We start from the raw sequence: 22901 nt of genomic DNA on the forward strand, positions 1-22901 counted from the left end.
GCTTCCGCAGCCATGCGGTGCCGGCTGGACAAAGCCGTTCTGCCCGTTCATCCGGGCCGCCAGATCATCGATCACCTGTGCAGGAGAGTGAAGCTATGACCGTCCGCCGCAAATTCGTCGCCGGCAATTGGAAGATGAACGGCCTCAAGGGGCAGCTTGGCGAGGTCTCCGCCATTGCCGAGCTTGCCGCCGCCCGCAGCGATATCGATGTTGCGCTCTATCTCCCGGCCACGCTCATCGCGCCCGCCGCGCCGCTTGGCAGCGCCGTGCTCATCGGCGCGCAGGATTGCCATCAGGCCGAGGCCGGGGCGTTCACCGGTAATCTCTCGGCAGCCATGCTGGCAGAAGCCGGTGCGCGCAGTACGCTCGTCGGGCATAGCGAGCGGCGGCAATATCAGCATGAGAGCAATGCCGATGTCGCCGCCAAGGCGCTCGCCGCGCACAAGGGCGGTCTCTCGGTCGTCCTGTGCGTGGGTGAGACACTCGATACGCGTGAGCAGGGCGACGATGTGGCGCACGCCTTCGTGGCCGATCAGCTTGTCGCTTCGCTGCCCGAGGGCGCGGACCCGGAATGGCTGACCATCGCTTATGAGCCGGTCTGGGCGATCGGCACCGGCAAGGTCGCGACCCCGCCGCAGATCGCCGCCATGCACGCCGCGCTGCGCGCCGCGCTCGTCAAGGCGCTGGGCGCGGATGCCGGCAATGCCATGCGCATTCTCTATGGCGGCTCGGTGAGCGGTGAGAATGCAGCGGACATCCTCCACACCGACAATGTCGATGGCGCGCTGGTCGGCGGGGCGAGCCTTACCGCCGCCAAGTTCGGGCCGATCATCGCCGCAGCCTGATCGGCATCGCTAAACCGGTCGCGAGCCGGTAGATAAGCGCCCATGTCCACGCTCGCTGCCACTGCCATCGTCTGCGCCGTTCGGGCGCATGGCGAGCATGGCGCGATCGTGAGGGCGCTCACAGCGGATGCGGGGCTGGTCGCGGGCTATGTGCAGGGCGGCCGCTCGAGCCGGATGCGCCCGGTGCTGCTGCCCGGCAATATCGTGCGCGGCACCTTCCGCGCCCGCACGGCCGATCAGCTCGCCAGCCTCTCGGTCGAGCTGGAGCACAGCCGGGGGCCGCTGCTGGCCGAGCCGCTGCCCGCCGCCGCCATCGACTGGGCTTGCGCCTTCACGGCGATTACGCTGCCGGAAGGCCATCCCTATCCGGCGCTCTTCGCCGCGCTGGGCGCGGTGCTCGACGCGGTGGAAGCCGCGCCCGCCGCGCGTGGCTGGGCTGTGGCGCTGGTGCGCTACGAGCTGCTGCTGCTCGCCGAGCTGGGCTTCGGACTCGATCTGGCGGAATGCGCCGTCACCGGCGCGCGCGAGGGGCTGGCCTATGTCAGCCCGCGCACCGGGCGCGCGGTGACGGCAGCGGCGGCGGGCACGCATCGCGACCGGTTGCTGCCCCTGCCAACCTTCCTCACCGAGGGCGGCGAAGCTGGCTGGCCGGATATTCTCGCCGGATTTGACCTGACCGGCCATTTTCTCGCCCAGTCGTTGTTCGATCCACGCCGGTCTGACGCGCTGGCCGCGCGCGAGCGGCTGATCGAACGGCTCAAAAGAGCGGTTGCGTGACCCGGCCTGCTTGAGGCAATGGCTCAGCCCACATCCTCAGGGCCGGCGCGCCTTTCTTGCAGCACCGCCCGTCTTCAGATTGAGAAAGGGAAACCCATGCTCGTTGCGATCCTGCCCGGAGACGGCATCGGCCCGGAAGTCACCGCGCAGGCCAGGCGTGTGCTCGATGCGCTGGCGATCCCCGGCCTGACCTATGAGGACGCGCCGGTCGGCGGCGCGGCCTATAAGGCGGAGGGTCATCCGCTACCGCCGGCCACGCTCGATCTGGCGAAGCGCGCCGATGCGATCCTGTTCGGCGCGGTGGGCGATCCCGATTGCGATTCGCTTGAGCGCGCCTTGCGGCCAGAGCAGGCCATTCTCGGCCTGCGCAAGGAGCTGACGCTTTTCTCCAACTTGCGCCCCGCAAAGATGTTCGCCGAGCTGGCCGATGCCTCCACGCTGCGCAAGGAAGTCGCCGAGAAGATCGACCTGCTGATCGTCCGCGAACTCAATGGTGACGTCTATTTCGGCGAGAAGGGCATCCGCAAGACCGCCGACGGCCTGCGCGAAGGCTATGACATCATGTCCTACAACGAGGCCGAGGTGCGCCGCATCGCCCACAGCGCCTTCCGCGCCGCGCAGGCGCGCAGGGGCAAGCTCTGCTCGGTGGACAAGGCCAATGTGCTGGAAACCAGCCAGCTCTGGCGCGACGTAGTGATCGAGGTTGCCGCCGACTATCCCGATGTCGAGCTGTCCCACATGTATGTCGACAATGCCGCCATGCAGCTCGTGCGCAATCCCGGCCAGTTCGATGTGATCGTGACCGGCAATCTGTTCGGCGACATTCTCTCCGACCAGGCGAGCATGTGCGTCGGCTCCATCGGCATGCTGGCCTCGGCCTCGCTCGATGCCAACGGCAAGGGGCTGTATGAGCCGATCCACGGCTCCGCGCCGGATATCGCCGGGCAGGGCAAGGCCAATCCGCTGGCGACGATCCTCTCCGCCGCGATGATGCTGCGCTTCTCGCTCGGTCAGGCGCAGGCGGCCGACCGCATCGAGGCTGCTGTGGCCAAGGCGCTGGCCGGTGGTGCCCGCACTGCCGACCTTGGCGGCTCGATGAGCACGTCTGCTATGGGCGATGCTGTGCTCGCGGCGCTCTGACGCCATTGGATTGACCGGCCCCCGACAGGGTCTAGAAGGCAACGTCATGAAGAGACAAACCGGACAGGATCGTTCGCGCACCAGCCGCTGGCGGCCCGCGACACAGGCCGTGCGCGGCGGCACCTGGCGCTCCGAGCAGGGGGAGACGAGCGAGGCGCTCTTCCTCACCTCGGGCTACACCTATGACAGCGCCGAGGAAGTCGCCGCCCGCTTCGCCGGGGAAGCGACGGGGATGCAATATTCCCGCTTCCAAAACCCCACGGTGCAGATGCTGGAAGAGCGCATCGCGCTGATGGAAGGCGCCGAGGCGTGCAAGGTGCAGGCAAGCGGCATGGCGGCGATGACCAGCGCGTTGCTGTGCATGCTGAGCGCGGGCGATCACGTGGTTGCCGGCCGCGCGGCCTTCGGCTCATGCCGCTGGATCCTCTCCAATGTGCTCGACCGCTTCGGCATCACGCACAGCGTCGTCGACGCGCGGGACAATGATGCGTGGGAAAAGGCGATCCAGCCCAACACCAAGGTGTTCTTCTTCGAGACGCCGGCCAATCCCACGATGGACATCGTCGATCTGGAGCATGTCTGCGGCCTCGCCCGTGCCCATGGCATCACCACGGTGGTGGACAATGCCTTCGCGACGCCGGTGCTGCAGCGCCCGCTCGATTTCGGCGCGGATGTCGTGGCCTACAGCGCCACCAAGCTGATGGACGGGCAGGGCCGGGTGCTTGCCGGCGCCATTTGCGGCACGGATGCGTGGATCAACGGCGTGCTCTCGCCTTTCCAGCGCAACACCGGGCCGATCTGCTCGCCTTTCAACGCCTGGGTGGTGCTGAAGGGACTGGAGACGCTGGACCTGCGTGCCCATCGCCAGTCCGAAAACGCGCTCAAGGTCGCGCGCTTCATGGAGCAGCGTGGCGTGGATGTGCTGTATCCCGGCCTGCCGAGCCATCCGCAGCACAATCTCGCCATGAAGCAGATGAGTGCCGCCGGACCGATCTTCTCGTTCAACCTCGCTGATCGCGGGCAGGCCATGGCCCTGCTCAATGCGATGGAGCTGTGCGACATCTCCAACAACATCGGCGATTCCCGCACCTTGCTCTGCCATCCCGCCTCCACCACCCATAACAATATGGGGCCGGAGGGCCGCGCCGAGGCCGGCGTGGGCGAGGGCATGGTGCGCATCAATGTCGGGCTGGAAGACCCGAAGGACATCATCGCCGATCTGGATCAGGCATTGACCGCTGTCGGCCTTTGAGTAGGGTCGGTCTCGGGGCCAGGCAGGACACAGGACGGGTCGTAGCATGAATGCCTTGATGAACGCCCTTTTCGCCTATGCCGAGACGACGCATGACGTGACCGTGCGCGTGTCCGTGAACTTCCTCTCCGAGCAATCGGAGCCGGACATGGGCAAGTGGTTCTGGGCCTATCACATCCGCATCGAGAATGGCCGCAAGGCGCCGGTGCAGTTACTCACCCGTCACTGGACCATCGCGGACGGGCGCGGCGCGCTGTACAAGCGCGAGGGCAAGGGCGTCGTCGGCGAGGAGCCGGTGATTCATCCCGGCGCGGCTTATGATTATGTCTCCGGTTGTCCGCTCTCCACGCCGACCGGCTGGATGGAAGGCAGCTACCAGATGCTCGATGCCGGCGGCAGCTTGCTGGATGTGCGCATTCCCCGCTTCGCGCTGCAGGCGCCGGCGGTCTCGGGATGAAGCGGACCCATCTGCCGCTGAACGGCCTGCGCGTGTTCGACGCGGCGGCGCGGCATCTCTCCTTCACTCGCGCGGCGGATGAGCTGGCGGTGACGCCCGCGGCCGTAGGGCAGCAGATCCGCGCGCTGGAGGATATGCTCGGCGTCGTCCTCTTCCGCCGCACGCCCCGCGGGCTGGAACTGACCCCGGAAGCGGAAGCGGGGCTTCCTGCGCTACGCAGCGCCTTCCTGGAACTCGAGGAATCGGTCCGCGCCATGCAGGCCGGGCAGAGCAGCCAACATCTCACTATCGCCGCACCCCGCGACCTCACCGCCAAATGGCTCAGCGCGCGCCTTGCTGCGTACGCGGCGCAGGAGCCGGGCGTGCAGTTCATGCTCGTGGCTGCCGACGATGCGCTCGATTTCACCGAGGCCAATCTCGATCTCGCCTTGCGCCTGACCGACGGTGCCGGCGAGCATGAGGGCGTCGCCCTCGGCGAGCCGCGCTTCGTCACGGTCGGCGCGCCCGATGGCGGCGGACTGGAGTCGCCCATCGCCTGGCCCGGCTGCCCGGTCGATGACGGCAAGGCCATCGTCCGCGTCGCCGACGCCGGCCTCGCCATCGATGCTGCCGCCAACGGCCTCGGCCGCGCCTGCGTACCCGCGCTGCTGGCGGAAGCGGACATCGCCACCGGCCGCGTGGCCGCCCTTGGCGAACCGCGCAACGGCCCCGGCTACTGGCTCATCGCTCCGCTCCCGCAATGGCGCCAGAAGAAGGTGAAAGCCCTGGTGGCTGCGCTCAGCGAGGGCTGAGGCGCCGCGAGCCGGAGTGCATCTGTATATCCCCGGCCCGTCTAGAACTGACGTATTCTTCGTCACCTAGATTTGGGGGGAACTACGCTCTTTAGACGAACTTCGCCTCGGATATTTAGCCGCACCAAGTGCTGCACCAGTCCACACGCTTAGCGACCTCCCAAGCGATACCACCAACTGCGACAATCCAAGCACTGCCCGCAAAATTTGTTAATATGTTATCGATTCTCGACCAGCGATAATCCGGCGGGATTTTCCATTTTGGCGTTGGGCGGTTCAACAGATCTTGTTCGGCTTCCACAGTGGCAGCGCCGTCATAGTCAGCTTTGCGCTGGCGGACTTCTAGCAAGTGCTCAAAATCATCAACTGCGTCGCGCGTAGCCGTGATCCCGCTCCACCAGATAGCTAACGCGCCAGCAACTAAGCCGAGTATAAGCAGGAGAATACTTTGAGCGATATCGGCGTCAGCTATTTTGAGTCTCGTGAGCCACTCACCTCCCGAGCTACTTAGCACGGCGACCAAAGAAGTGGCGTTGAGTGCTAGGAGGCCAAATCGTGTCCGTTCTCGTAACTTGTCGCGACGATCTAGCGATTGTTCGTAACGTCTCGTGGTAATGTAGAGTTCTTCGTCCGCTAATGTCGCGCTAACGCGATAAATGTCCCGAAGCGCGGGCAACTGCGCTAGTTTCAGCGACCTTCGATCATCACCTTCCATGACATTTACTCTCCCCCTTTCAAAATGCAGACGGACCTTGTTTTAATTGATCGAACCGAAACTTCGACCTTTACCCCTCGCCCCCCCCTAGCCGCCCTCAGCCCGCTGCGGCGGGAAGAAGGGCTCCGGCTCCGGTGTCACCATATTCCCGCGCATCAGTGAGCGCCCGGCCGTGATCCCCCCGACCAGTTGCAGTTCCACCCGCTGCGCATCGCGCTCGCGCACGTCCTCGATCGCCTCGCGCGCGTCGTCCTCGTCCACGCCGAGGTCGGTCAGCACCGCCTCGCTGAAGGCCAGCGCGGATTCGAACGTCTCGCGGATCTGATAGTCGACGCCCGCCTTGATCAGGCGCAGCGAATGGCCGCGGTCGAAGGCGCGCACATAGAGCTTGGCGAGCGGGAATTCGTGCCGGCACAGCTCGACGATCTTGTCGGCCACATCCGGCTTGTCGACGCAGACGAGGATCGCCTCGGCCCGCCCGGCGCCGGAGGCATGGAGCACGTCCAACCGCGTGCCATCGCCATAATAGACCTTGAAGCCGAAATTGCCGGCCGCCTGGATCATCTCGACATCATTCTCGATCAACGAGAGCTCGAAGCGCCGCGCGAGCAGCGCCTGGCTCGCCACCTGCGCGAACCGGCCGAAGCCAATGCACAGGATGCGGCCGGTCAGGTCCTTGGCCTTGTCTACGCCGTCGAGCGAAACCGGCGCGTTGCGGCGCATCCGGTTCTGCACGATGAGCACCAGCGGCGTCAGCGCCATGGAGAGGATGACGATCGCGCTCATGATCGCTGCGATCCGCGCATCGAACAGGCCCACTGCCAGCGCGGCGCCATAGAGCACGAAAGCGAACTCGCCGCCCTGCGCGAACAGCGCTGCGCGGTGGCTTGCGGCGCTGTGGGCCGAGCCCATCAGCCGCGCGACGGCATAAATGCCGATCGCCTTGACGACCATGAAGGCGAGGACGCCGCCCAGCACCAGCTGCCACTCGCGCAGCACGGTGGAGAGATCGAGCGACATGCCCACGCTGATGAAGAACAGGCCGAGCAGGATGCCGCGAAACGGCTCGACATCGGCCTCCAGCTCATGGCGATAGCTGGATTCGGAGAGCAGCACGCCAGCGAGGAAAGCGCCCATCGCCATAGAAAGCCCGGCTGCATCCAGCAACACGGCCGATCCCAACACGATGAGCAACGCCGCGGCGGTCAGCACTTCGCGTGCGCCGGCCCGCGCGATCAGGCCGAACAGCGGATCGAGCAGCCAGCGCCCCGCCGCGATCAACGCCGCGAGCGCCGCCAGCGCCAGGCCGATGCTCTGCCAGACTGGTGGCGCGTCCTCCACACCCACCGCGCCATGGAACGCCGCCCAGAAGGCGACGAGCGCGAGCAGCGGCACGATGGCGAGGTCTTCCAGCAGCAGGATCGAGATCGCCTTCTGGCCTTCCTCGGTGCCCGCGTCCCCAGCTTCGTTCAGCATTTGCATGATGACAGCGGTGGAGGAGAGGACGAAGCCCATCGCGCCTGCCGCCGCTACGGCCGGAGGCAGGCCGGCCGCCATGCCGAGCAGGGTCAGCAGCGCCCCGCACAGCAGCACCTGCGCCGCGCCAAGGCCGAAGATCTGCTTGCGCAGGTTCCACAGCTTGCGCGGCCGCATCTCGAGGCCGATGATGAAGAGGAACATCACCACGCCTAGCTCGGCGATGTGCAGCAGTGCTTGCGGATCGTTGATCAGCCCTAGCCCGAAGGGACCGATGGAGAGGCCGGCGGCGAGGTAGCCTAGCACCGATCCGAGACCCAGCCGCCGGAACAGCGGCACCGCAATCACGCCGGCCCCCATCAGGATGATGGCCTGCCCCAGCCCGAAACCCATCGATGCGTCCGCCATGCTGTCCGTCCCAATCCCCGGCAGCCGTCAGGCCGGCGCGGTCAGCGCGGACAATCGGGCGGTTCCATGCTCGATGAGGCAGATCTCAGCAGCCCGTCCGCGCGTTCATCGACCGGGCAACCTTGGATGGTCAGTGCAGCAGAGTCAAACCGCTGCGCGTACCCTCCTAAGCCCATCCCTTTCAGGGGAGGGGTTGGGGTGGGGAGCAAGCTCGCACCTGTGCCTGCCGTCGAGGCAGCGGCACATCACTCACCCCCCACCGCCTGACTTCAGACCGCCTTCAATCCCAGCAACTCCCGCGACTCCGCCGCGCTCATCGGCTCGATGCCCATCTCGTTCATGATGCGCACCTGCCGCTCGATCAGCTGCAAATTGGTCGCCTTCACACCGCGCGAATAATAATGATTGTCCTCCAGCCCCACGCGGACATGACCGCCGAGCAGCAGCGCCTGCGTGGTGGCCGGAAGCTGGGCCGGGCCGATGCCGGAGATGCACCAGATGGACTGCGGCGGCAGGCACTTCACCATGAAGTCGAGAATGTCGGTGCTGTAGGGCATTGCGCCCTGAAAGCCCTTTTCGCCGCCCAGCACGATGTTGATGTAGTAGGGCGGCTTGTCATAGCCCTTCTGGATCAGGCGCGTCACGTCCTGAAGGATGTGATCAGGCGAGAAGACTTCCCACTCCGGCTTGATGCCCTTGTCGACCATCGCCTTGACCAGCGTCTCGCAGCGCGAGGGCGGGGTGATGACCAGCACGTCCTTGCCGCTGATCGTGTCGACCACGGTCACGCCGTCGAAGGTGCACATTTCCGCGCCGCCCTCGGTGCCCTTGAGGCGCTCCTCGAAGCTGTTCTCGAACATGCCGTCGGGCCGCTCGATGAGCATGTCGCCGCTGTTGCCGCCGCCCGTGGAGTTGTTGAGGATGATGTCGCACTTGGCACGGATGCGCTCGTTGATGTCGCGATAGATGGCCGGGTTGCAGGTGGCCTCGTCGTCCGGGCGGCGCGCGTGGATGGCGGCGATCGAGGCGCCGGCCTTGTAGCAGGCGTAGACGTCGTCGGCGATTTCCTGCGGCTGGGTGGGCAGCGCCGGGTTGGCGCTCTTGAAGGTGGTGCCCCCGGTGGGCGCAATGGTCACCATGCGGCGATCGCTCATATTTCCGGCGCTCATATTTCCGGCTCCTCTCGAAAAGTCTCGTGCTGCCGCTGCTGCCCGCTTGTCCCCCGCCGGTCAAGCCATGCGCGATGGTTGACGTTGATAAAGTCCGAAAAGCCGCTCAGCGGAGCAGGCGATTGATCAGCGCGACCAGCTCGGCTTCGCGATTGGTGCCGGTCTTCTCGAACAGGCGCTTGATCTGGATGTTGACCGTGCCAAGGCTTGTGCCGCGCTGCAGGGCAATCATTTCGCGCGAGGTGCCTTCGGCCAGCAGCATGGCGATCTCGGTCTCGGCCCGCGTCAGGCCCATCATGCGTTGCAATGCCTGGCGCTCCATCGCGCCAATGTTGCCAGCCGCGCGTACAGTGACGAGCAGCCGCGGCTCGAAGCCGAGCGCAGCGGGTTTGGCCGGCAGGCGGAAGATCTCGCACAGGCGGCGCTGGGCGATGGGGCGCTGCTGGCCCAGCCACACCCCGCAACTCGGCAGCGCCAAGTCACCTGCCTGCAGCATCGCGCCAATCTGCATCCGCAGTTCGCGCGCTTCGGCGCTGTTGGGGGCGGTCAACCGCTCGTCGCGCAGCATGATCAGGTCTTCGGCGCGGAGCAGCGCCTCACCGGCTCGGGTGGTGGCGCACACCCGGCCCAGCCCGTCGCACACGAAAGCGGCGGTGTTCATCGTGTCCAGCGATCCGGCGAGCAGCTTTGCGCCTTCGCCTTCCAGCGTGCGCTGCATTCGGACGGCAGACTGCATCAGCGGCGCGGCCTGCGTGAAAACGGCGCGATCAGCCTCGGTGGTACGCCCATCCTGATAGGTACGCAGAACGGCCAGTCCGACCATCACCTGCCCGTCATTGACGAGCACCACCTGGCAGCCATGTGGCATGTTGGCGTCATGCGTGAAGTCGTCATAGATGTCGGTGTTCTGCGCGGCCTTGATGGCATCATAATGATATTCGTGGCGCACATCGAGCGGACCGCTGGCAGCGGCGACCCGCCAATTCCCATGGGAATAGTTGGCAACCTCGCTGTCGAACTGGCGGCAGAGACGCTCGTTCACCGGATCAGTAAGGAGGTTGAAGGCCAGCGTGGTCGGCGATCCGATCCCGAGCAACTGGCCTGACAAGGACCGCGTCTCTCTGGCGAGCGCACGCAAGGCGCCCTCCCAGCCGCCCTCGGTGAGAGGCGCACTCAGGATAGCTTCGGTCAGACTGGGCAGCGCTCTTCCCAAAAGCGATCAATCCTCCCAACCCCGCGACCGAGCCTCCCGGCGTTCGGTAGCGACCTAAGCTCCATGAAAAAGCGGGGTCATGGCGTCAACCACTGGTTTCGACGCGAGGAGCGGATTGATCCAATCCGGGATTGCGCGGGGGGGTGGGTCAGTCCACCCAGTCGAGGCCGATGTCACGATAGACATGGCGGTCCTCGTCCCAACCTTCCTTCACCTTCACATGCAGGTAGAGGTGGACGGGCACGCCCAGCAGGCTCGACAGTTCGGCCCGGGCCTTGCTGCCGATCTCCTTCAGCCGCTGCCCGCCCTTGCCGAGAATGATGCCGCGCTGCGTTGCCCGCGCGACGAGGATCTGCTGGTGGATCTCTACCGACCCGTCGGCACGCTCCTTATATTGCTCGGTCTCGACCGCGCTTTGATAGGGCAGTTCGTCGTGGAGCTGGTGATAGAGCTGCTCGCGCGTGATTTCGGAGGCGAGCAGGCGGTCTGTGACATCCGAAACCTGATCTTCGGGGAAATGCCACGGCCCTTCCGGCACGGCGGCGGCCATGGCGGCCTTGAGGTCGACCAGCCCGTCCGCAGTGGTGGCGCTCACGAAGAAGGTCTCAGCGAAATCCACCCGCTCGTGCAGGCGCTGGGTCAGCGTGAGCAGCTTGTCCTTGGCGGCGATGTCCACCTTGTTGACGATCAGCCATTTTGTTTCGCGCCGCTGGGCGAGGCCGTCGAGGATCGGCTCCATCTTGGGCCCAAGGCCGGCGCGGCCATCGACGATGAGCGCGATCAGGTCGGCATCCTGCGCGCCGCCCCACGCGGCCTGCACCATGGCGCGGTCGAGCCGCCGGTCCGGCTGGAAGATGCCGGGCGTGTCGACAAGGATGATCTGCGCGGGCCCCTCTATGGCGATGCCCATTACCCGCGTGCGGGTGGTCTGCGCCTTTGGGCTGGTGATCGCGATCTTCTGGCCGACCAAGGCATTGGTCAGCGTGGACTTGCCCGCATTAGGAGCCCCCACGACCGCGACGACGCCGCAGCGTTGATGGTCAGGCGATGGCGTTGAGGTCACTGGTCACTCCGTCGGGCGCATGGCGCGCGCTGGCTGGAAAGGGGTGCGGATCATGCCTTGAGCTTGGCGAGCAGGGCAATGGCGGCGGCCGTCTCGGCCTCCTGCTTGGAATGGCCCTCGCCCTGCGCCTCACCCGCACTGCGGATGGACACCGAGATGGTGAAGCGCAGGGCATGTTGCGGCCCGCTGCGCTCCAGCAGCTCATAATGTGGCGGCTGGCGGTTATGGGCGGCCGCCCATTCCTGCAGCGCGGATTTGGGGTGCTTGGGCGCGCTGGCCTGTCCCTCGACCATCGGCTCCCACATGCGGTGGATAAACGCCCGCGCGGCATCCATGCCGATGTCGAGATACATGGCGCCGATCAGCGCTTCCACGACATCGCCGAGCACATTGTCGCTCTCGACCGCCCCGTCGTCGCGCGCCTGCTTGCCGAGGCGCAGATGCGTGCGCACGCCGATCTCGCGGGCAACCTGCGCGCAACTGGTGCCGGTGACCAGCTGGTTGAAGCGGCGGGAGAGCTGGCCTTCCTTCTCGGCGGGAAAGCGGACGTAGAGCCAATCGGCCATCACCAGCCCCAGCACCCGGTCGCCCAGAAACTCCAGCCGCTCATAATGGGTCGCGCTGGCGCTGCCATGGGTCAGCGCCTGCTCATAGAGCGCTCGCTGGCCCGGCGCCTGACCGATGAGGTCGGCGAGCCAGGCGTCGAGATCGGCCGTGCTCAAAAGCCTTCGCCGATGCGTTCGGGCCGGGCAGCGGTGAACCATGTCCAGGGCAGGAGCAGATTGGCCGAACCGTCGGTGGAGAAGAAGCTGATCAGCGCCCGCCCGATCAGATGGTCGATCGGCAACGGCCCGACGCCCCGGGCGTCGACGGGAATGCGGCTGTCGGCACTGCGGTCGCGATTGTCGCCCATGACGAAGACGTGGCCCTCCGGTACAACAGAGACGGCGCTATTGTCCGCCGGACCGTCGATCAGGTCCAGCACTTCGTAGCTTTTTCCGTTCGGCAGCGTCTCGCGATAGCGCGGGTAGCGGCAAAAGGCCTCGCCCTTGGCATCCGTGAACTCGAATTCCTCGATGAAACAGGGCGAGGGGCTGCGCTCGGTATTGGCTGCCTGCAGCATATTGGCGGTCACCGGGATCACCAGATCATCGATTCGCCGCTTGGGAATGGCCTTGCCGTTCAGATAGACGACGCCGTCCTGCATCTGGATGGTATCGCCCGGCAGGCCGATGACGCGCTTGATCCAGTCTTCCTTGGGATTGCCTGGCGAAGCGAACACCACCACGTCTCCGCGCTCGGGCACCTTGCCCATCACCCGCCCCTCGAACAAAGCGGGCTGGAAGGGGAAGCTGTAGCGCGAATAGCCGTAGGACCATTTGGAGACGAGCAGATAGTCGCCGATCAGCAGGCGCGGCTGCATGGATTCGGAGGGAATATTGAACGGCGCGATCAGCAGCGAGCGGATCGCCACCACGATCACCACAAGCTTGACGAGGAACCACAGGAAATCCCGTGTCTCGGATTTGTGGGACATCGAAAGGCAGCTTTCCAGACAGGTTCGTCGCGATGACGGGGAATATAGTGTCTTTGCGGGGCGGGGGTGGCGGCGTCAAGCATTGTGGCGCGCTTCGCACGTGCAATAGGCCCGCGCATTGGATATGCCGCCCTCAGGACCTATGACGAGCAACGCCAGACCGGAGCGCTTACGCACCATGACCGACCCTGATCGCATCACCGCTTGCTGGACCGACATCAAGGCCGCGCCGATTCCCGATCTGCGCAGCCTGTTCCGCGACGACGCGGATCGGCTGGCGGGCCATGTGGTCGAAGAGGCTGGCCTGCGCTTCGATTTCTCCAAGACGCACCTCACCGAGACGACGCTCTCGGCCTTCGAGGCGCTGGCACAGGCAGTTGATTTTAATGGCAAGCGCGCGGCGATGTTCGCCGGCGAGGTCATCAATGTGACCGAAGGTCGCGCTGTCGAGCACACCGTCGAGCGGGGCGAGGGCAACCCGGACAGCGTGGCCGCAGCACGCGAGCATAAGGTGCGGATGCGCACGCTGATCGACGCCATTGAGGCCGGCGCGCTCGGCGAGATCCGCCACATCCTGCACGTCGGCATCGGCGGATCGGCGTTGGGGCCGGATCTGCTGGTCGATGCGCTTGCTCGTCATGCCGACCGCTATGATGTCGCCATCGTCTCCAATGTCGATGGCGTGGCGCTGGAGGATGCGATGGCCCGGTTCGATCCGGCCTTCACGCTGCTCGTCATCGCCTCCAAGACGTTCACCACCACCGAGACGATGCTCAATGCCGCCAGCGCGATCGCGTGGATGACGCAGGCCGGGGTGGACGATCCCTATGGCCAGGTGATTGCGCTGACGGCAGCGCCGGACAAGGCGATCGAATGGGGCGTGGACGAAACGCGCATCCTCGGCTTTTCCGAAAGCGTGGGCGGGCGCTATTCGCTTTGGTCTTCCATCGGCTTCCCGGCCGCGCTGGCGCTGGGCTGGGATGCCTATGAGGCGCTGCTGGAGGGTGCTGCGGCGATGGACCGGCATTTCCGCCACGCCGACGCCCGCGACAATGCCCCGCTGCGCGCTGCCTTTGTCGACCTGTTCTATGCCCGCGTCATGGCCTGCCAGACCCGCGCGGTCTTCGCTTATGATCAACGGCTGCGGCTGCTGCCTTCCTATCTTCAGCAGCTGGAGATGGAGAGCAACGGCAAGTCGGTGAAGGCGGATGGCAGCCCGGTCGATGGACCGACGTCTGCGATCACCTGGGGCGGTGTCGGCACGGATGCGCAGCACGCGGTCTTCCAGCTTCTCCATCAGGGCACGCATGTCGTGCCGGTGGAGTTCGTCGCGGTGACCGAACCGGGCGACACGCTGGATCCGGCCCATCACCAGACCCTGCTGGTCAATTGCTTCGCGCAGGGCGCCGCGCTGATGCAGGGTCGCGAGAATGCCGCCGACCCGGCGCGGGCCTATCCGGGCAACCGCCCCTCGACGACGATTCTCATCGATGAGCTGAGCCCGCACACGCTGGGCGCGCTGATTGCCTTCTATGAGCACCGCACTTTTGCCAATGGCGTGCTGATGGAGATCAACAGCTTCGACCAGTTCGGCGTGGAACTCGGCAAGGAGATCGCCAAGTCCATCGAACAGAATGGCGCGCAGGGCTTCGATCCCTCCACCATGGCGCTGATTGAGCGCGCACTCGGCTAAGCGCCGCTAGATCCTCCCCATGAAATGGGGAGGTGGCAGCGCGCAGCGCTGACGTAGGGGGTGTACGATAACCCCCCTCCACCGTCTTCGGCGGTCCCCCTCCCCGCAAGCGGGGAGGATCTGGCTAAGTCATCGTCCTTATGCCGCAGCCGCCGGACGTTCCGGCCGCTTGAGCAGCATGTTGATCACCAGGATCGAGAGGAAGAGGATGAAGGGGCAGATCGCTGCGAGCGCATAGGTGCGTACGGCGGGGATGCCGCTCGCAAGGATCGCACCGCCAATCAGTGGGCCGACGATGCCCCCGATCTTGCCGACCGCCGAGGCCCAGCCACCGGCGCTCGCCCGGATCGCGCTCGGATAATAGAGCGCGAGCTGGCTAATGATCGCCGCATGGCAGCCGCCGACCAGCATGCTCTGCACCACGATGGTCGGCAGCAGCATCGCGCGCGGAATCCATTCCATGCCGATGCCGACGGCCATAGGCACGATAAGGAGCGTGCAGGCAGCCGCGAATTTGAGGCCGTAGCGGGCGGAGAAGCGCATGATGACCACGCCGGCAACCGCGCCGAGCAGCGCGCCGATGGCCGAGACGTTGGCGGCGGTTTCCCGCGCCACATCCATCCGCTCCAGCACCAGCGGGCCGAAGGCGGATTTAAAGAAGATGCCGAGGGCGCTGGCGCCATAGCCGATCCAGATGATCGGTGTGAGCAGGCGCAGATTGCCGACGAACAGGTCGCTGAAGCGGAAGTTGCGCTTGTGCTTGCCTTCGTCGGCGAGAATGAACTGGTCGTCCGCCTGCACGTCGATGCTCTTGTCCAGCCGCTTGATCGTCGCGACGATCAGCTCGGGCTTGATGCCCTTGCTGGCCAGGAAACGCGGGGATTCGGGCAGGAAGATCGCGATGGCAAGCGCGCAGACGACCGAGCCGATACCGCCGGCGAAATACACGCCTTCCCAGCCATGGATGGGTGCGATCATGTTGGTGAGCGGGGCGGCGGCCGCGCTGCCCAGGCTGAAGCCCATCATGATGAAGGCGATCACCGTGGCACGCAGCTTGGGCGGCACGAATTCGACATTGAGCGCCCAGGCGAGCGGCAGAGCGCCGCCAATGGCCAGACCATCGAGAAAGCGCAGGGTGAGCAGGGCCGGATAATTGGTCGCGAAACCGGTGAGGAAGGTCAGGATGCCAAAGGCGAAGGTGCACATGATGATGGTCGGGCGGCGGCCGATGCGGTCGCCGACATAAGTGAAGATCAACCCGCCGACGACCATGCCCACTGTGCCGGCCGAGAAGGCATTGCCGATCTCGATGTCGGTCAGTTGCAGTTCGTCCTGCATATAGGGGGCGGTGAACGACATCATCATCATGTCCAGCCCGTCGAACAGCGTGACGAGCCAGGAGAGCATGATCAGCAGATAGTTGAAGGGCGTGAGCTTGCGTCCGTCGAGCAACGTCGCAAGATCAACCGTTTTTGCCGCTCTGGCCATACCGCAGGCATCTCCCTCTTCGCGCAGATTATCCATATCTCGCCGTCCTTTGCCGGGACCGCGATCATTTCGCTACCTGTTTAGCTACATCTGAACTAATAATTAGCAAGCTCTCTATACACGAGCGAAAATTTGTTGCCTTGACTATGAAGCAAGGCGAATCAGTGAGGAGAGAATGTCAGATGGCTGAAGAGCAGACGCCGAAGGTCCGTCAGGTTCGCCAGTCGGAGGATCGTTTTCTGGCCTCTGACGTGTTCGAGACGGGTGGTCGGGTGCTGCCGCGGGCCAATGGCACGGGGACCTGGGTCGAGCCCGCGCGCGAGATTCCGGTGTATCACAGCTGCGACGTGCTGGTGGTCGGCGGCGGGCCTTCGGGCACGGCGGCGGCCTGGGCGGCGGCGCAGGCCGGGGCCGATGTGGTGCTGATGGAGCGCTATAATCATCTGGGCGGCCTTTCCACCGGCGGCCTCGTCATCTGGATCGACCGGATGACCGATTGGACCGGCCGCCAGGTCATCCAGGGCTTTGCCAATGATGTGCTCGGGCGCCTGCCCGCCGCGGGTCTTGCCGGGCCGCCGCGCGCCGACTGGGGCTCGCGCGATCCCAAGAAGGCCAGCTACTGGGGCCAGCGCACTGCGGCCTTCCACGGCACGGTCTGCTGGTCGCCCACGCTCGATCCCGAGCGGTTGAAGCTGATCAGCCAGGAGATGCTGCTGGCAGCCGGCGTGCGGCTAGTGTTCCACAGCTGGGCGGCAGTGCCGATGGTCGCCGACGGCAAGGTCGAGGGCGTGGTGTTCGAATCCAAGGCCGGGCGTCAGGCGCTGCGAGCCAAGGTGGTGGTCGATACCACCGGCGATGGTGACATCTTCGCGCGGGCCGGGGCCGAGTTCGACACCGATATCGAGGAAGGCGACGTCCATCACAGCGCCAATACCGGCTTCATGCTGGGCGGTGTGGATATGGACCGCTGGCTGGCGTTCCGCGCCAATGAGCCCGAGCAATATGCCGAGTTCGCCAAGCTCGGCCGCGAGCGGCTCGGCTTCTTCCAGCCGCCTTATGTCTCCTGGCGCAACGACATCGCGCTGTTCCTCGGCCCGCGCCAGTCCGGCCTCTCGGCGCTGGATGTCGACGACCAGACCGAGCTGGAGATCCGCTCGCACCGGTTCATGCAGACGCATTGCGAATTCTTCCTCGCCCATGCGCCGGGGTTCGAGCAATGCTATATGCTGCAGAGCGGCTCGCAGCTTGGCGTGCGGCACACAAGGCGTCTGGCCGGCATGGGCAAGATCCTGCGCAGCCAGTGGGCCGATGGCATTGCGCTGCCTGACGAGGTCGGGGTCAGCCCCTCGGTCAGCCTCAAATATCCGGTGATCTCGGTGCCCTATGGTGCGCTGGTCCCGCGCAAGCTCGATGGCCTGCTCGCAGGCGGCAAGCACATCAGCTGCGATGCCAACTCGCATGGCTTCATGCGCGAGATCCCGCAATGCTGGCTGACCGGACAGGCCGCTGGCGCCGCAGCGGCGCTTTCCGTGAACGCCGGCGTCCAGCCCCGCGCGCTCGATGTGACCAGCCTGCAGGCAGAGTTGCGCAGGCAGGGCGTGTTCCTGCATGACCAGGCAGGCAAGATGCCGGAAGCCGAACAGGCCGCCGTGGCGGAATGATCCTGCGAATTGAGAGTATTGATGACTGACAGCGCGACCCTATCCCGCCCCGACCCGAGCGAACTGACCCGTCTCGGCAAGCCTTCCGGCGCATGGACCGGCACGCTCGGCGGGGGTGCCGAAGGCCTGACCCGGCGGCTGGCACCGGCGCAGCTCGACGCGCTGGACGCTGCCGTCCGCGCCACGCAGGGCCGCGCGCCAACATCCGTCACGCGGGAGGATTTCTGCGCGCCTGAGATCGCGAGCCTGATGGCAGCGGTGAATTACGACCTGATGGCCGGGCGCGGCGCCGTGTTGCTGAGCGGGATCGACATCGCGCGCTACGATCTGGAGGCGTTCCAGCGCCTGCACTTCGGTCTTGGGACGCATCTGGGCCGCGCGGTCGAACAGAGCGCGCGGCATGATCGCATCGGGCTGGTGCGCAAGGAGCCCAATCCCGAACGGCGCGGCTATCTTAACGATACCGAGCTCGGGCCGCACACAGACTATCACGAGATTCTCAGCCTGGCTTCCGTCGTCACCTCGCCGGAAGGCGGGGTGAGCGGGCTGGTCAGTGCTGCCGCCGTCTATGCGGCGATCCAGGCGGAGCGGCCGGACGTTCTGGCGGTGCTGGAGGAGGGCTATTATTACCCGACCAGCCTGGAGAGCGTCACCGATTACAAGGTGCCCAGCTTCTCCGTGATCGACGGGCATATCGGCATCTACAATTATGTGCTCTTCATCGTGCAGGCCGCGCAGATCAGGGGCGAGCCGGTGCCGGAGCGCTTCGTGGAGGCCTTGCGCGTCTTGATGCGCATGGCGGCGCGGCCGGAGTTGAAGGTATCCTTCACCCTGCAGCCGGGCGAGATGATCTTCTGGCACAATTTCCGGGTAATGCACTCGCGCACCGGCTTTACCAACACGCCCGGTCGCGAGCGGTTGCTCCTGCGGCTCTGGCTGGAGGCGCATGAGCGCTACCCGCTCGCGCAGGGCTATCGCGAGATCGGTCGCCTGCTGGAGCAGCAGCATGCGCAGGGCTGGTCGATGCTCGTCAATAGCGATGAAAGCCTGCGGGCCGCCGGAACCTTGATCCGCGGATAACGCGCCAACTCCGCGCGTAGGGAACCACTGCGCCGTCTTGGCATTTCCCGTCTTTTCCGGCTCCCGGCGAACATTCTCGGCGCCCGTGTGTTTTGCTGGTACAAAGGGGCAGGGAAGAGGGCCAATGATCAACCGGCAGGTGCTGCTCGCAGACAAGGTGTATGTCGAACTGGTGCGCAGCCTGTTCGTCAATGTGACGCCGTCTGCCATCATGGCGGTCGCCTTTACCCTCAGCGTCGCCCTCATTGTGAACGAGACGCGGGACCGGCTCACACTGACGCTCGGCGTGGCCGGAGTGCTGGCGATGGGGGTGCGGATCATCGTCACGCTACGCTTGCGCGGGCAGGCCCTGGCCAGCGACCTTCACCCGGTTCGAGCCAGACAGCTCGAGCTCATGTTCCTCATACCCCAGCTCAGCTTTGCCCTCGCGCTTGGCCTGTTCAGCGGGCTCGTCATCCTGCAGAAGTCGGACGGGCAGCCATTGATGGTGTGTCTGGTCGTCGGCTTCTGTGCCGGCCTCGCCGCCGGGTCGGGCCTGCGCCCCCCCGTTGCCGTGCCGGGCATGCTGGCGGCCAGCCTCCCCACCGCTCTGGCCGCCTTTATCCGTGCCGATGCCATGTCGATCGCCACCGGCGCCTCCATTCTCGCCTTCCTCTATGCCGGCGCGCAAAGTCTGGCGACGCGGCATGAGTCTGCCGTGACAGGCATCAGCAAGCGGCTGACCTCCGGGTCATTGGCCCGGCGCGATCCTTTGACCAACCTCGCCAATCGGCTCGCCTTGCGCGAGCGGTTCGATGAGGCCGTGGTCCTCAAGCGGGGAAAGGGGATCGTGGCCGTTCATTATCTCGATCTCGACGGGTTCAAGCCGGTGAACGACACCCACGGCCATGCCGCCGGCGATACGCTGCTGCAGATGGTCGCTAAGCGGCTGAGCAGTGCCATCCGCAGCGAGGATATCGTGGCGCGGTTGGGCGGCGATGAGTTCGTCATCGTGCAGTTCGGCCTCGATAAGGCGGAGGATGCCACGCTGCTGTCTGATCGCGTGGTCCGCGCCATCGCGCAGCCCTTCGTCATCGAGGGCAACCGCATCCGCATTTCCACCTGCATCGGCACCGCGACCGCGCGCGCCGAGGAGAGCCACATGGAGGTGCTGATGCGCGAGGCGGACGAGGCGCTCTATGCCGCCAAACGACGGCGCGCTCAGGCACAGGCGGCACGAGCGTAGTTTCCGCGGCCTTGGCCCGCGCCGAAGGAGGGAGTGGCGACCCCGGCAGGATTCGAACCTGCGACCATTCGCTTAGAAGGCGAATGCTCTATCCGGCTGAGCTACGGGGCCACGGAACGATCCGCTAACCGCATCGCCGGGCGTCTGGCAATGGCAAAGCGATGCCGCGCGCGGTTTTGGGTGGGGGCAGGAGGCTGCAAGATCGATTGCAGGGCGCGATATCGCGCGGCATAGTCCCGCGCCATGGCTGCTCCCTCCGACGCCGCGTCCGCCGCGACTCCGCCCTCGATCGCTCCCCATTCGATCGCTCATGTCGATGCCAGCGCGCTCGCCGGGCACAGGCTGCAATATTATGATTTCGTGATGGCCGCCTTCGTCGCGGTGCTGCTGCTCTCCAACGTCATCGGCGCCGCCAAGCTGGCGAGCCTGTGGGGCTTCACCTTCGGTGCCGGCATCCTGTTCTTTCCTTTAGGCTATGTGCTGGGCGACGTACTGACGGAAGTCTATGGCTATGCCCGCGCCCGGCGCTGCATCTGGGCCGGCTTCGCCGCGATGCTGTTCATGGCCCTGATGAGCTGGGTGGTCGTCTCGCTGCCCCCGGCGGATGGCTGGGACGGGCAGGCGGCCTATGAGTCGGTCTTTGGCCAGGTGCCGCGGATCGTCTTCGCCTCGATCTTCGCCTTTTGGGCCGGTGAGCTGACCAACAGCTTCGTGCTCGCCAAGATGAAGCTGCTGACCAAAGGCAAGCATCTGTGGACTCGCACTATTGGCTCGACCATCGTCGGGCAGGGCGTTGACAGCCTGCTCTTCTATCCGCTGGCCTTTTATGGCCTATGGTCCACCGATCAGGTGCTGACCGTGATGGTCACCAATTGGGCGCTGAAAGTAGGCTGGGAAGCGGTGCTGACGCCGGTCACCTACCTCGCCGTCAATTTCTTCAAGCGGCGCGAAGGGCTGGACGTCTATGATGAGCAGACTGACTTCACGCCGTTCAAGGCGCAGGTCTGACCAGCCCCGTTAGCCCTCGGCCGGTGAGGGCGCATCCCGGTTAAGCGCCTGGGCATCGGCGAAGCCCGCCGCTGCAAAAGGCGCCGGCAGTGGGGCTTCGGCCTCGACGGGCGGCTTGCCTGGGCGGGGCAGCTTGAGGCTGACCGCGTGCAGCAGCATCCGGCCATCCCATGGCGCGCCGGGTGGTGCAGAGGGGTAATAACGGTCGCCCAATATGCCGAGGCCAAGGCCGTGCAGGGCATGGGCGCGCAGCTGGTGCGTGCGCCCGGTTTCGGGGCGGAACTGCACGAGGGCGCGGCCATCGCGCGCCTCCAGCAGGCGCCAGCGCGTCACGGCCGGCTTGCCCTTCGGGTCCGGCTGCATCCGCCAGCCATCCTCGCGCGTGCTGGTCTTGCCCAGCGGCAGGTCGATCACGCCTTCGCGCGCCATCGGCACGCCGTCCAGCACGGCAAGATAGACCTTCTCCACCTCCCGCGCTTCGAAGGCCTGGGTGAAGCGCTTGGCGGCTTTGGGGTTGCGGGCGAGCAGCAGGCAGCCGCTGGTGTCCCGGTCCAGCCGATGCACCGCCACCGGCCAGCGCTGAAAGCCGAAGGTCAGGCTGTCGAGATGATTTTCCAGGCTCAAGGCACCGTCGCGCGGGCGGTCGACGGGCAGGCCCGCCGGCTTGTCCAGCACGATGGCCTCGCCATCCATGAAGATCACCCGGTCGGTAAGGGGGGACAGATCGCCCGCGGGCGACCCTCTGCGGCTATTCCGGGGATCATGGGTGAAGGACATGGTGCCTCCCTAGGCGCTATCGCCCGCAGGGGGAAGACGCCGGGATGGACGGGCTCCATTTACTTGCCAGCGGCGGAGGGGGCCGCATTGATTCTCACCCCATTAAGCACGCAAACGGCCCGCGACTCGTGCTTTCAGGCCAGTTTACGTAAAATTAACCTTTTGCGTTCACTCTTCATATGGTTAATAGTTACTGGTGGTTGGATTGAGTGACGAGCAGCTCTCCGGCCAACTGAGCAAAGGGGCTGGTGTATGCGCGTGTTGCTGATCGAAGACGAACCGACGACTGCCAAAGCTATCGAGCTGATGCTGACCACCGAGGGGTTCAACGTCTACACGACCGATCTGGGCGAAGAAGGCCTCGATCTCGGTAAGCTCTACGATTACGATATCATCTGCCTGGACCTGAACCTGCCGGACATGCACGGCTATGACGTGCTCAAGAAGCTCCGCGCCTCTCGCGTGCAGACCCCGGTCCTCATTCTCTCCGGCATTGCGGAGATGGACAGCAAGGTCCGCTCCTTCGGCTTCGGTGCAGACGATTACGTCACCAAGCCGTTCCACAAGGAAGAGCTGGTGGCGCGCATCCACGCCGTCGTTCGCCGCTCCAAGGGCCATTCGCAAAGCGTTATTCGCACCGGCAAGCTGTCGGTCAATCTCGACGCCAAGACCGTGGAAGTGGATGGCAATCGCGTCCACCTCACCGGCAAGGAATATGCGATGCTGGAGCTGCTCTCGCTCCGCAAGGGCACCACGCTCACCAAGGAGATGTTCCTCAATCATCTCTATGGCGGCATGGACGAGCCGGAACTCAAGATCATCGACGTGTTCATCTGCAAGCTGCGCAAGAAGCTCAGTCTGGCATGCAGCGGCGACAATTACATCGAGACCGTCTGGGGCCGCGGCTATGTGCTGCGCGATCCCGACGAGATCATCGACGAGCTGGAGACGGCGCAGGTCGCCTGACGTCACGCTGCGAACGGGATTTAGGGGAAAGGCCGGCGGAGCGATCCGTCGGCTTTTGCTACGCGGGCCTCGCCGGCGCTGGAAGACGCGGGATAGGGGGTGCAGGAACCCAACCGCATGCGGGCGGCCTATAGGCCTTATACCGGACACGGCCGACCAC

General features: G+C 65.3%; 21 protein-coding genes and 1 tRNA gene. 12 read left to right on the plus strand and 10 right to left on the minus strand.

The window, feature by feature from the left end:
* The first annotated feature begins 95 nt into the window (after positions 1-95).
* The 6 genes from tpiA (at position 96) to M2334_RS03615 (ending at position 5262) form a co-directional block, all read left to right on the plus strand.
* Positions 96-845: a triose-phosphate isomerase gene (gene tpiA / locus M2334_RS03590; protein WP_264604795.1), complete on the plus strand. Its 750-nt coding sequence runs from the start codon at positions 96-98 to the stop codon at positions 843-845.
* Between the two features lie 42 nt (positions 846-887).
* Entirely contained in the window at positions 888-1622 is a 735-nt protein-coding gene (gene recO / locus M2334_RS03595; RefSeq protein ID WP_264604796.1) for a DNA repair protein RecO, read from the plus strand.
* A 96-nt stretch (positions 1623-1718) separates the two neighbouring features.
* Entirely contained in the window at positions 1719-2762 is a 1044-nt protein-coding gene (gene leuB / locus M2334_RS03600; protein ID WP_264604797.1) for a 3-isopropylmalate dehydrogenase, read from the plus strand.
* A 46-nt stretch (positions 2763-2808) separates the two neighbouring features.
* A complete protein-coding gene (locus M2334_RS03605; RefSeq protein ID WP_264604798.1) occupies positions 2809-4014 on the plus strand; it encodes a trans-sulfuration enzyme family protein in 1206 nt (401 codons plus the stop codon).
* 58 nt (positions 4015-4072) lie between these two features.
* Positions 4073-4471: a Co2+/Mg2+ efflux protein ApaG gene (gene apaG, locus M2334_RS03610; RefSeq protein ID WP_181560583.1), complete on the plus strand. Its 399-nt coding sequence runs from the start codon at positions 4073-4075 to the stop codon at positions 4469-4471.
* Positions 4468-5262, plus strand: a complete 795-nt coding sequence (locus tag M2334_RS03615; RefSeq protein WP_264579718.1) for a LysR family transcriptional regulator — start codon at positions 4468-4470, stop codon at positions 5260-5262. Before apaG ends, M2334_RS03615 begins: the two co-directional genes overlap by 4 nt.
* A gap of 115 nt (positions 5263-5377) precedes the next feature.
* Here the strand turns inward: M2334_RS03615 and M2334_RS03620 are convergent, their stop codons facing one another.
* The 7 genes from M2334_RS03620 to lepB all read right to left on the minus strand — a co-directional run bounded on the left by M2334_RS03620 (position 5378) and on the right by lepB (position 12843).
* Positions 5378-5977: a hypothetical protein gene (locus M2334_RS03620; RefSeq protein ID WP_264604799.1), complete on the minus strand. Its 600-nt coding sequence runs from the start codon at positions 5975-5977 to the stop codon at positions 5378-5380.
* 87 nt (positions 5978-6064) lie between these two features.
* The gene (locus M2334_RS03625) at positions 6065-7861 is read right to left on the minus strand and encodes a monovalent cation:proton antiporter-2 (CPA2) family protein (RefSeq protein ID WP_264579717.1); all 1797 of its coding nucleotides are present in this window, start codon (positions 7859-7861) and stop codon (positions 6065-6067) included.
* Positions 7862-8130: 269 nt separating this feature from the next.
* Positions 8131-9030: a 3-keto-5-aminohexanoate cleavage protein gene (locus M2334_RS03630; protein ID WP_264579716.1), complete on the minus strand. Its 900-nt coding sequence runs from the start codon at positions 9028-9030 to the stop codon at positions 8131-8133.
* Positions 9031-9136: 106 nt separating this feature from the next.
* Positions 9137-10138 (minus strand): helix-turn-helix transcriptional regulator, encoded by a 1002-nt coding sequence (locus M2334_RS03635; RefSeq protein WP_264604800.1) that lies wholly within the window; start codon positions 10136-10138, stop codon positions 9137-9139.
* 253 nt (positions 10139-10391) lie between these two features.
* Positions 10392-11306 (minus strand): GTPase Era, encoded by a 915-nt coding sequence (gene era / locus M2334_RS03640; RefSeq protein WP_264604801.1) that lies wholly within the window; start codon positions 11304-11306, stop codon positions 10392-10394.
* 50 nt (positions 11307-11356) lie between these two features.
* On the minus strand, positions 11357-12070 hold the full coding sequence (gene rnc, locus M2334_RS03645) for a ribonuclease III (protein WP_413716428.1): 714 nt from the start codon (positions 12068-12070) through the stop codon (positions 11357-11359).
* Complete coding sequence (gene lepB, locus M2334_RS03650; protein WP_264585715.1) at positions 12025-12843, minus strand: signal peptidase I; 819 nt, start codon at positions 12841-12843, stop codon at positions 12025-12027. Before lepB ends, rnc begins: the two co-directional genes overlap by 46 nt.
* A 178-nt stretch (positions 12844-13021) precedes the next feature.
* Here lepB and pgi point away from each other — a divergent pair, with 178 nt between their 5' ends.
* The gene (gene pgi / locus M2334_RS03655; protein ID WP_264604802.1) at positions 13022-14536 is read left to right on the plus strand and encodes a glucose-6-phosphate isomerase; all 1515 of its coding nucleotides are present in this window, start codon (positions 13022-13024) and stop codon (positions 14534-14536) included.
* Between the two features lie 138 nt (positions 14537-14674).
* On the opposite strand, the gene M2334_RS03660 is transcribed toward pgi, so the two are convergent.
* Entirely contained in the window at positions 14675-16060 is a 1386-nt protein-coding gene (locus M2334_RS03660; protein WP_264604803.1) for an MFS transporter, read from the minus strand.
* A 146-nt stretch (positions 16061-16206) separates the two neighbouring features.
* Between M2334_RS03660 and M2334_RS03665 the strand changes: the two genes are divergently transcribed.
* From M2334_RS03665 to M2334_RS16675, 3 genes are all read left to right on the plus strand, one after another.
* Positions 16207-17685: an FAD-dependent oxidoreductase gene (locus tag M2334_RS03665; protein ID WP_264585712.1), complete on the plus strand. Its 1479-nt coding sequence runs from the start codon at positions 16207-16209 to the stop codon at positions 17683-17685.
* Between the two features lie 21 nt (positions 17686-17706).
* Entirely contained in the window at positions 17707-18765 is a 1059-nt protein-coding gene (locus M2334_RS03670) for a TauD/TfdA family dioxygenase (protein ID WP_264585711.1), read from the plus strand.
* Positions 18766-18889: 124 nt separating this feature from the next.
* Complete coding sequence (locus M2334_RS16675; protein ID WP_181560572.1) at positions 18890-19990, plus strand: diguanylate cyclase domain-containing protein; 1101 nt, start codon at positions 18890-18892, stop codon at positions 19988-19990.
* Between the two features lie 34 nt (positions 19991-20024).
* Here M2334_RS16675 and M2334_RS03680 read toward each other — a convergent pair.
* A tRNA-Arg gene (locus tag M2334_RS03680) sits at positions 20025-20101 on the minus strand.
* Between the two features lie 132 nt (positions 20102-20233).
* On the opposite strand from M2334_RS03680, the gene M2334_RS03685 reads away from it, so the two are divergent.
* Positions 20234-20998 (plus strand): queuosine precursor transporter, encoded by a 765-nt coding sequence (locus M2334_RS03685; protein ID WP_413714709.1) that lies wholly within the window; start codon positions 20234-20236, stop codon positions 20996-20998.
* 9 nt (positions 20999-21007) lie between these two features.
* Here the strand turns inward: M2334_RS03685 and M2334_RS03690 are convergent, their stop codons facing one another.
* Positions 21008-21691 carry an RluA family pseudouridine synthase gene (locus tag M2334_RS03690; RefSeq protein WP_264595357.1) on the minus strand — a complete coding sequence of 228 codons (684 nt, stop codon included), beginning with the start codon at positions 21689-21691 and terminating at the stop codon, positions 21008-21010.
* Positions 21692-22027: 336 nt separating this feature from the next.
* Here M2334_RS03690 and ctrA point away from each other — a divergent pair, with 336 nt between their 5' ends.
* Entirely contained in the window at positions 22028-22741 is a 714-nt protein-coding gene (gene ctrA, locus M2334_RS03695; RefSeq protein WP_181560569.1) for a response regulator transcription factor CtrA, read from the plus strand.
* The last annotated feature ends 160 nt before the right edge of the window (positions 22742-22901 follow it).

It is taken from the genome of Sphingobium sp. B11D3D, from assembly GCF_025961755.1.
GTDB lineage: Bacteria > Pseudomonadota > Alphaproteobacteria > Sphingomonadales > Sphingomonadaceae > Sphingobium.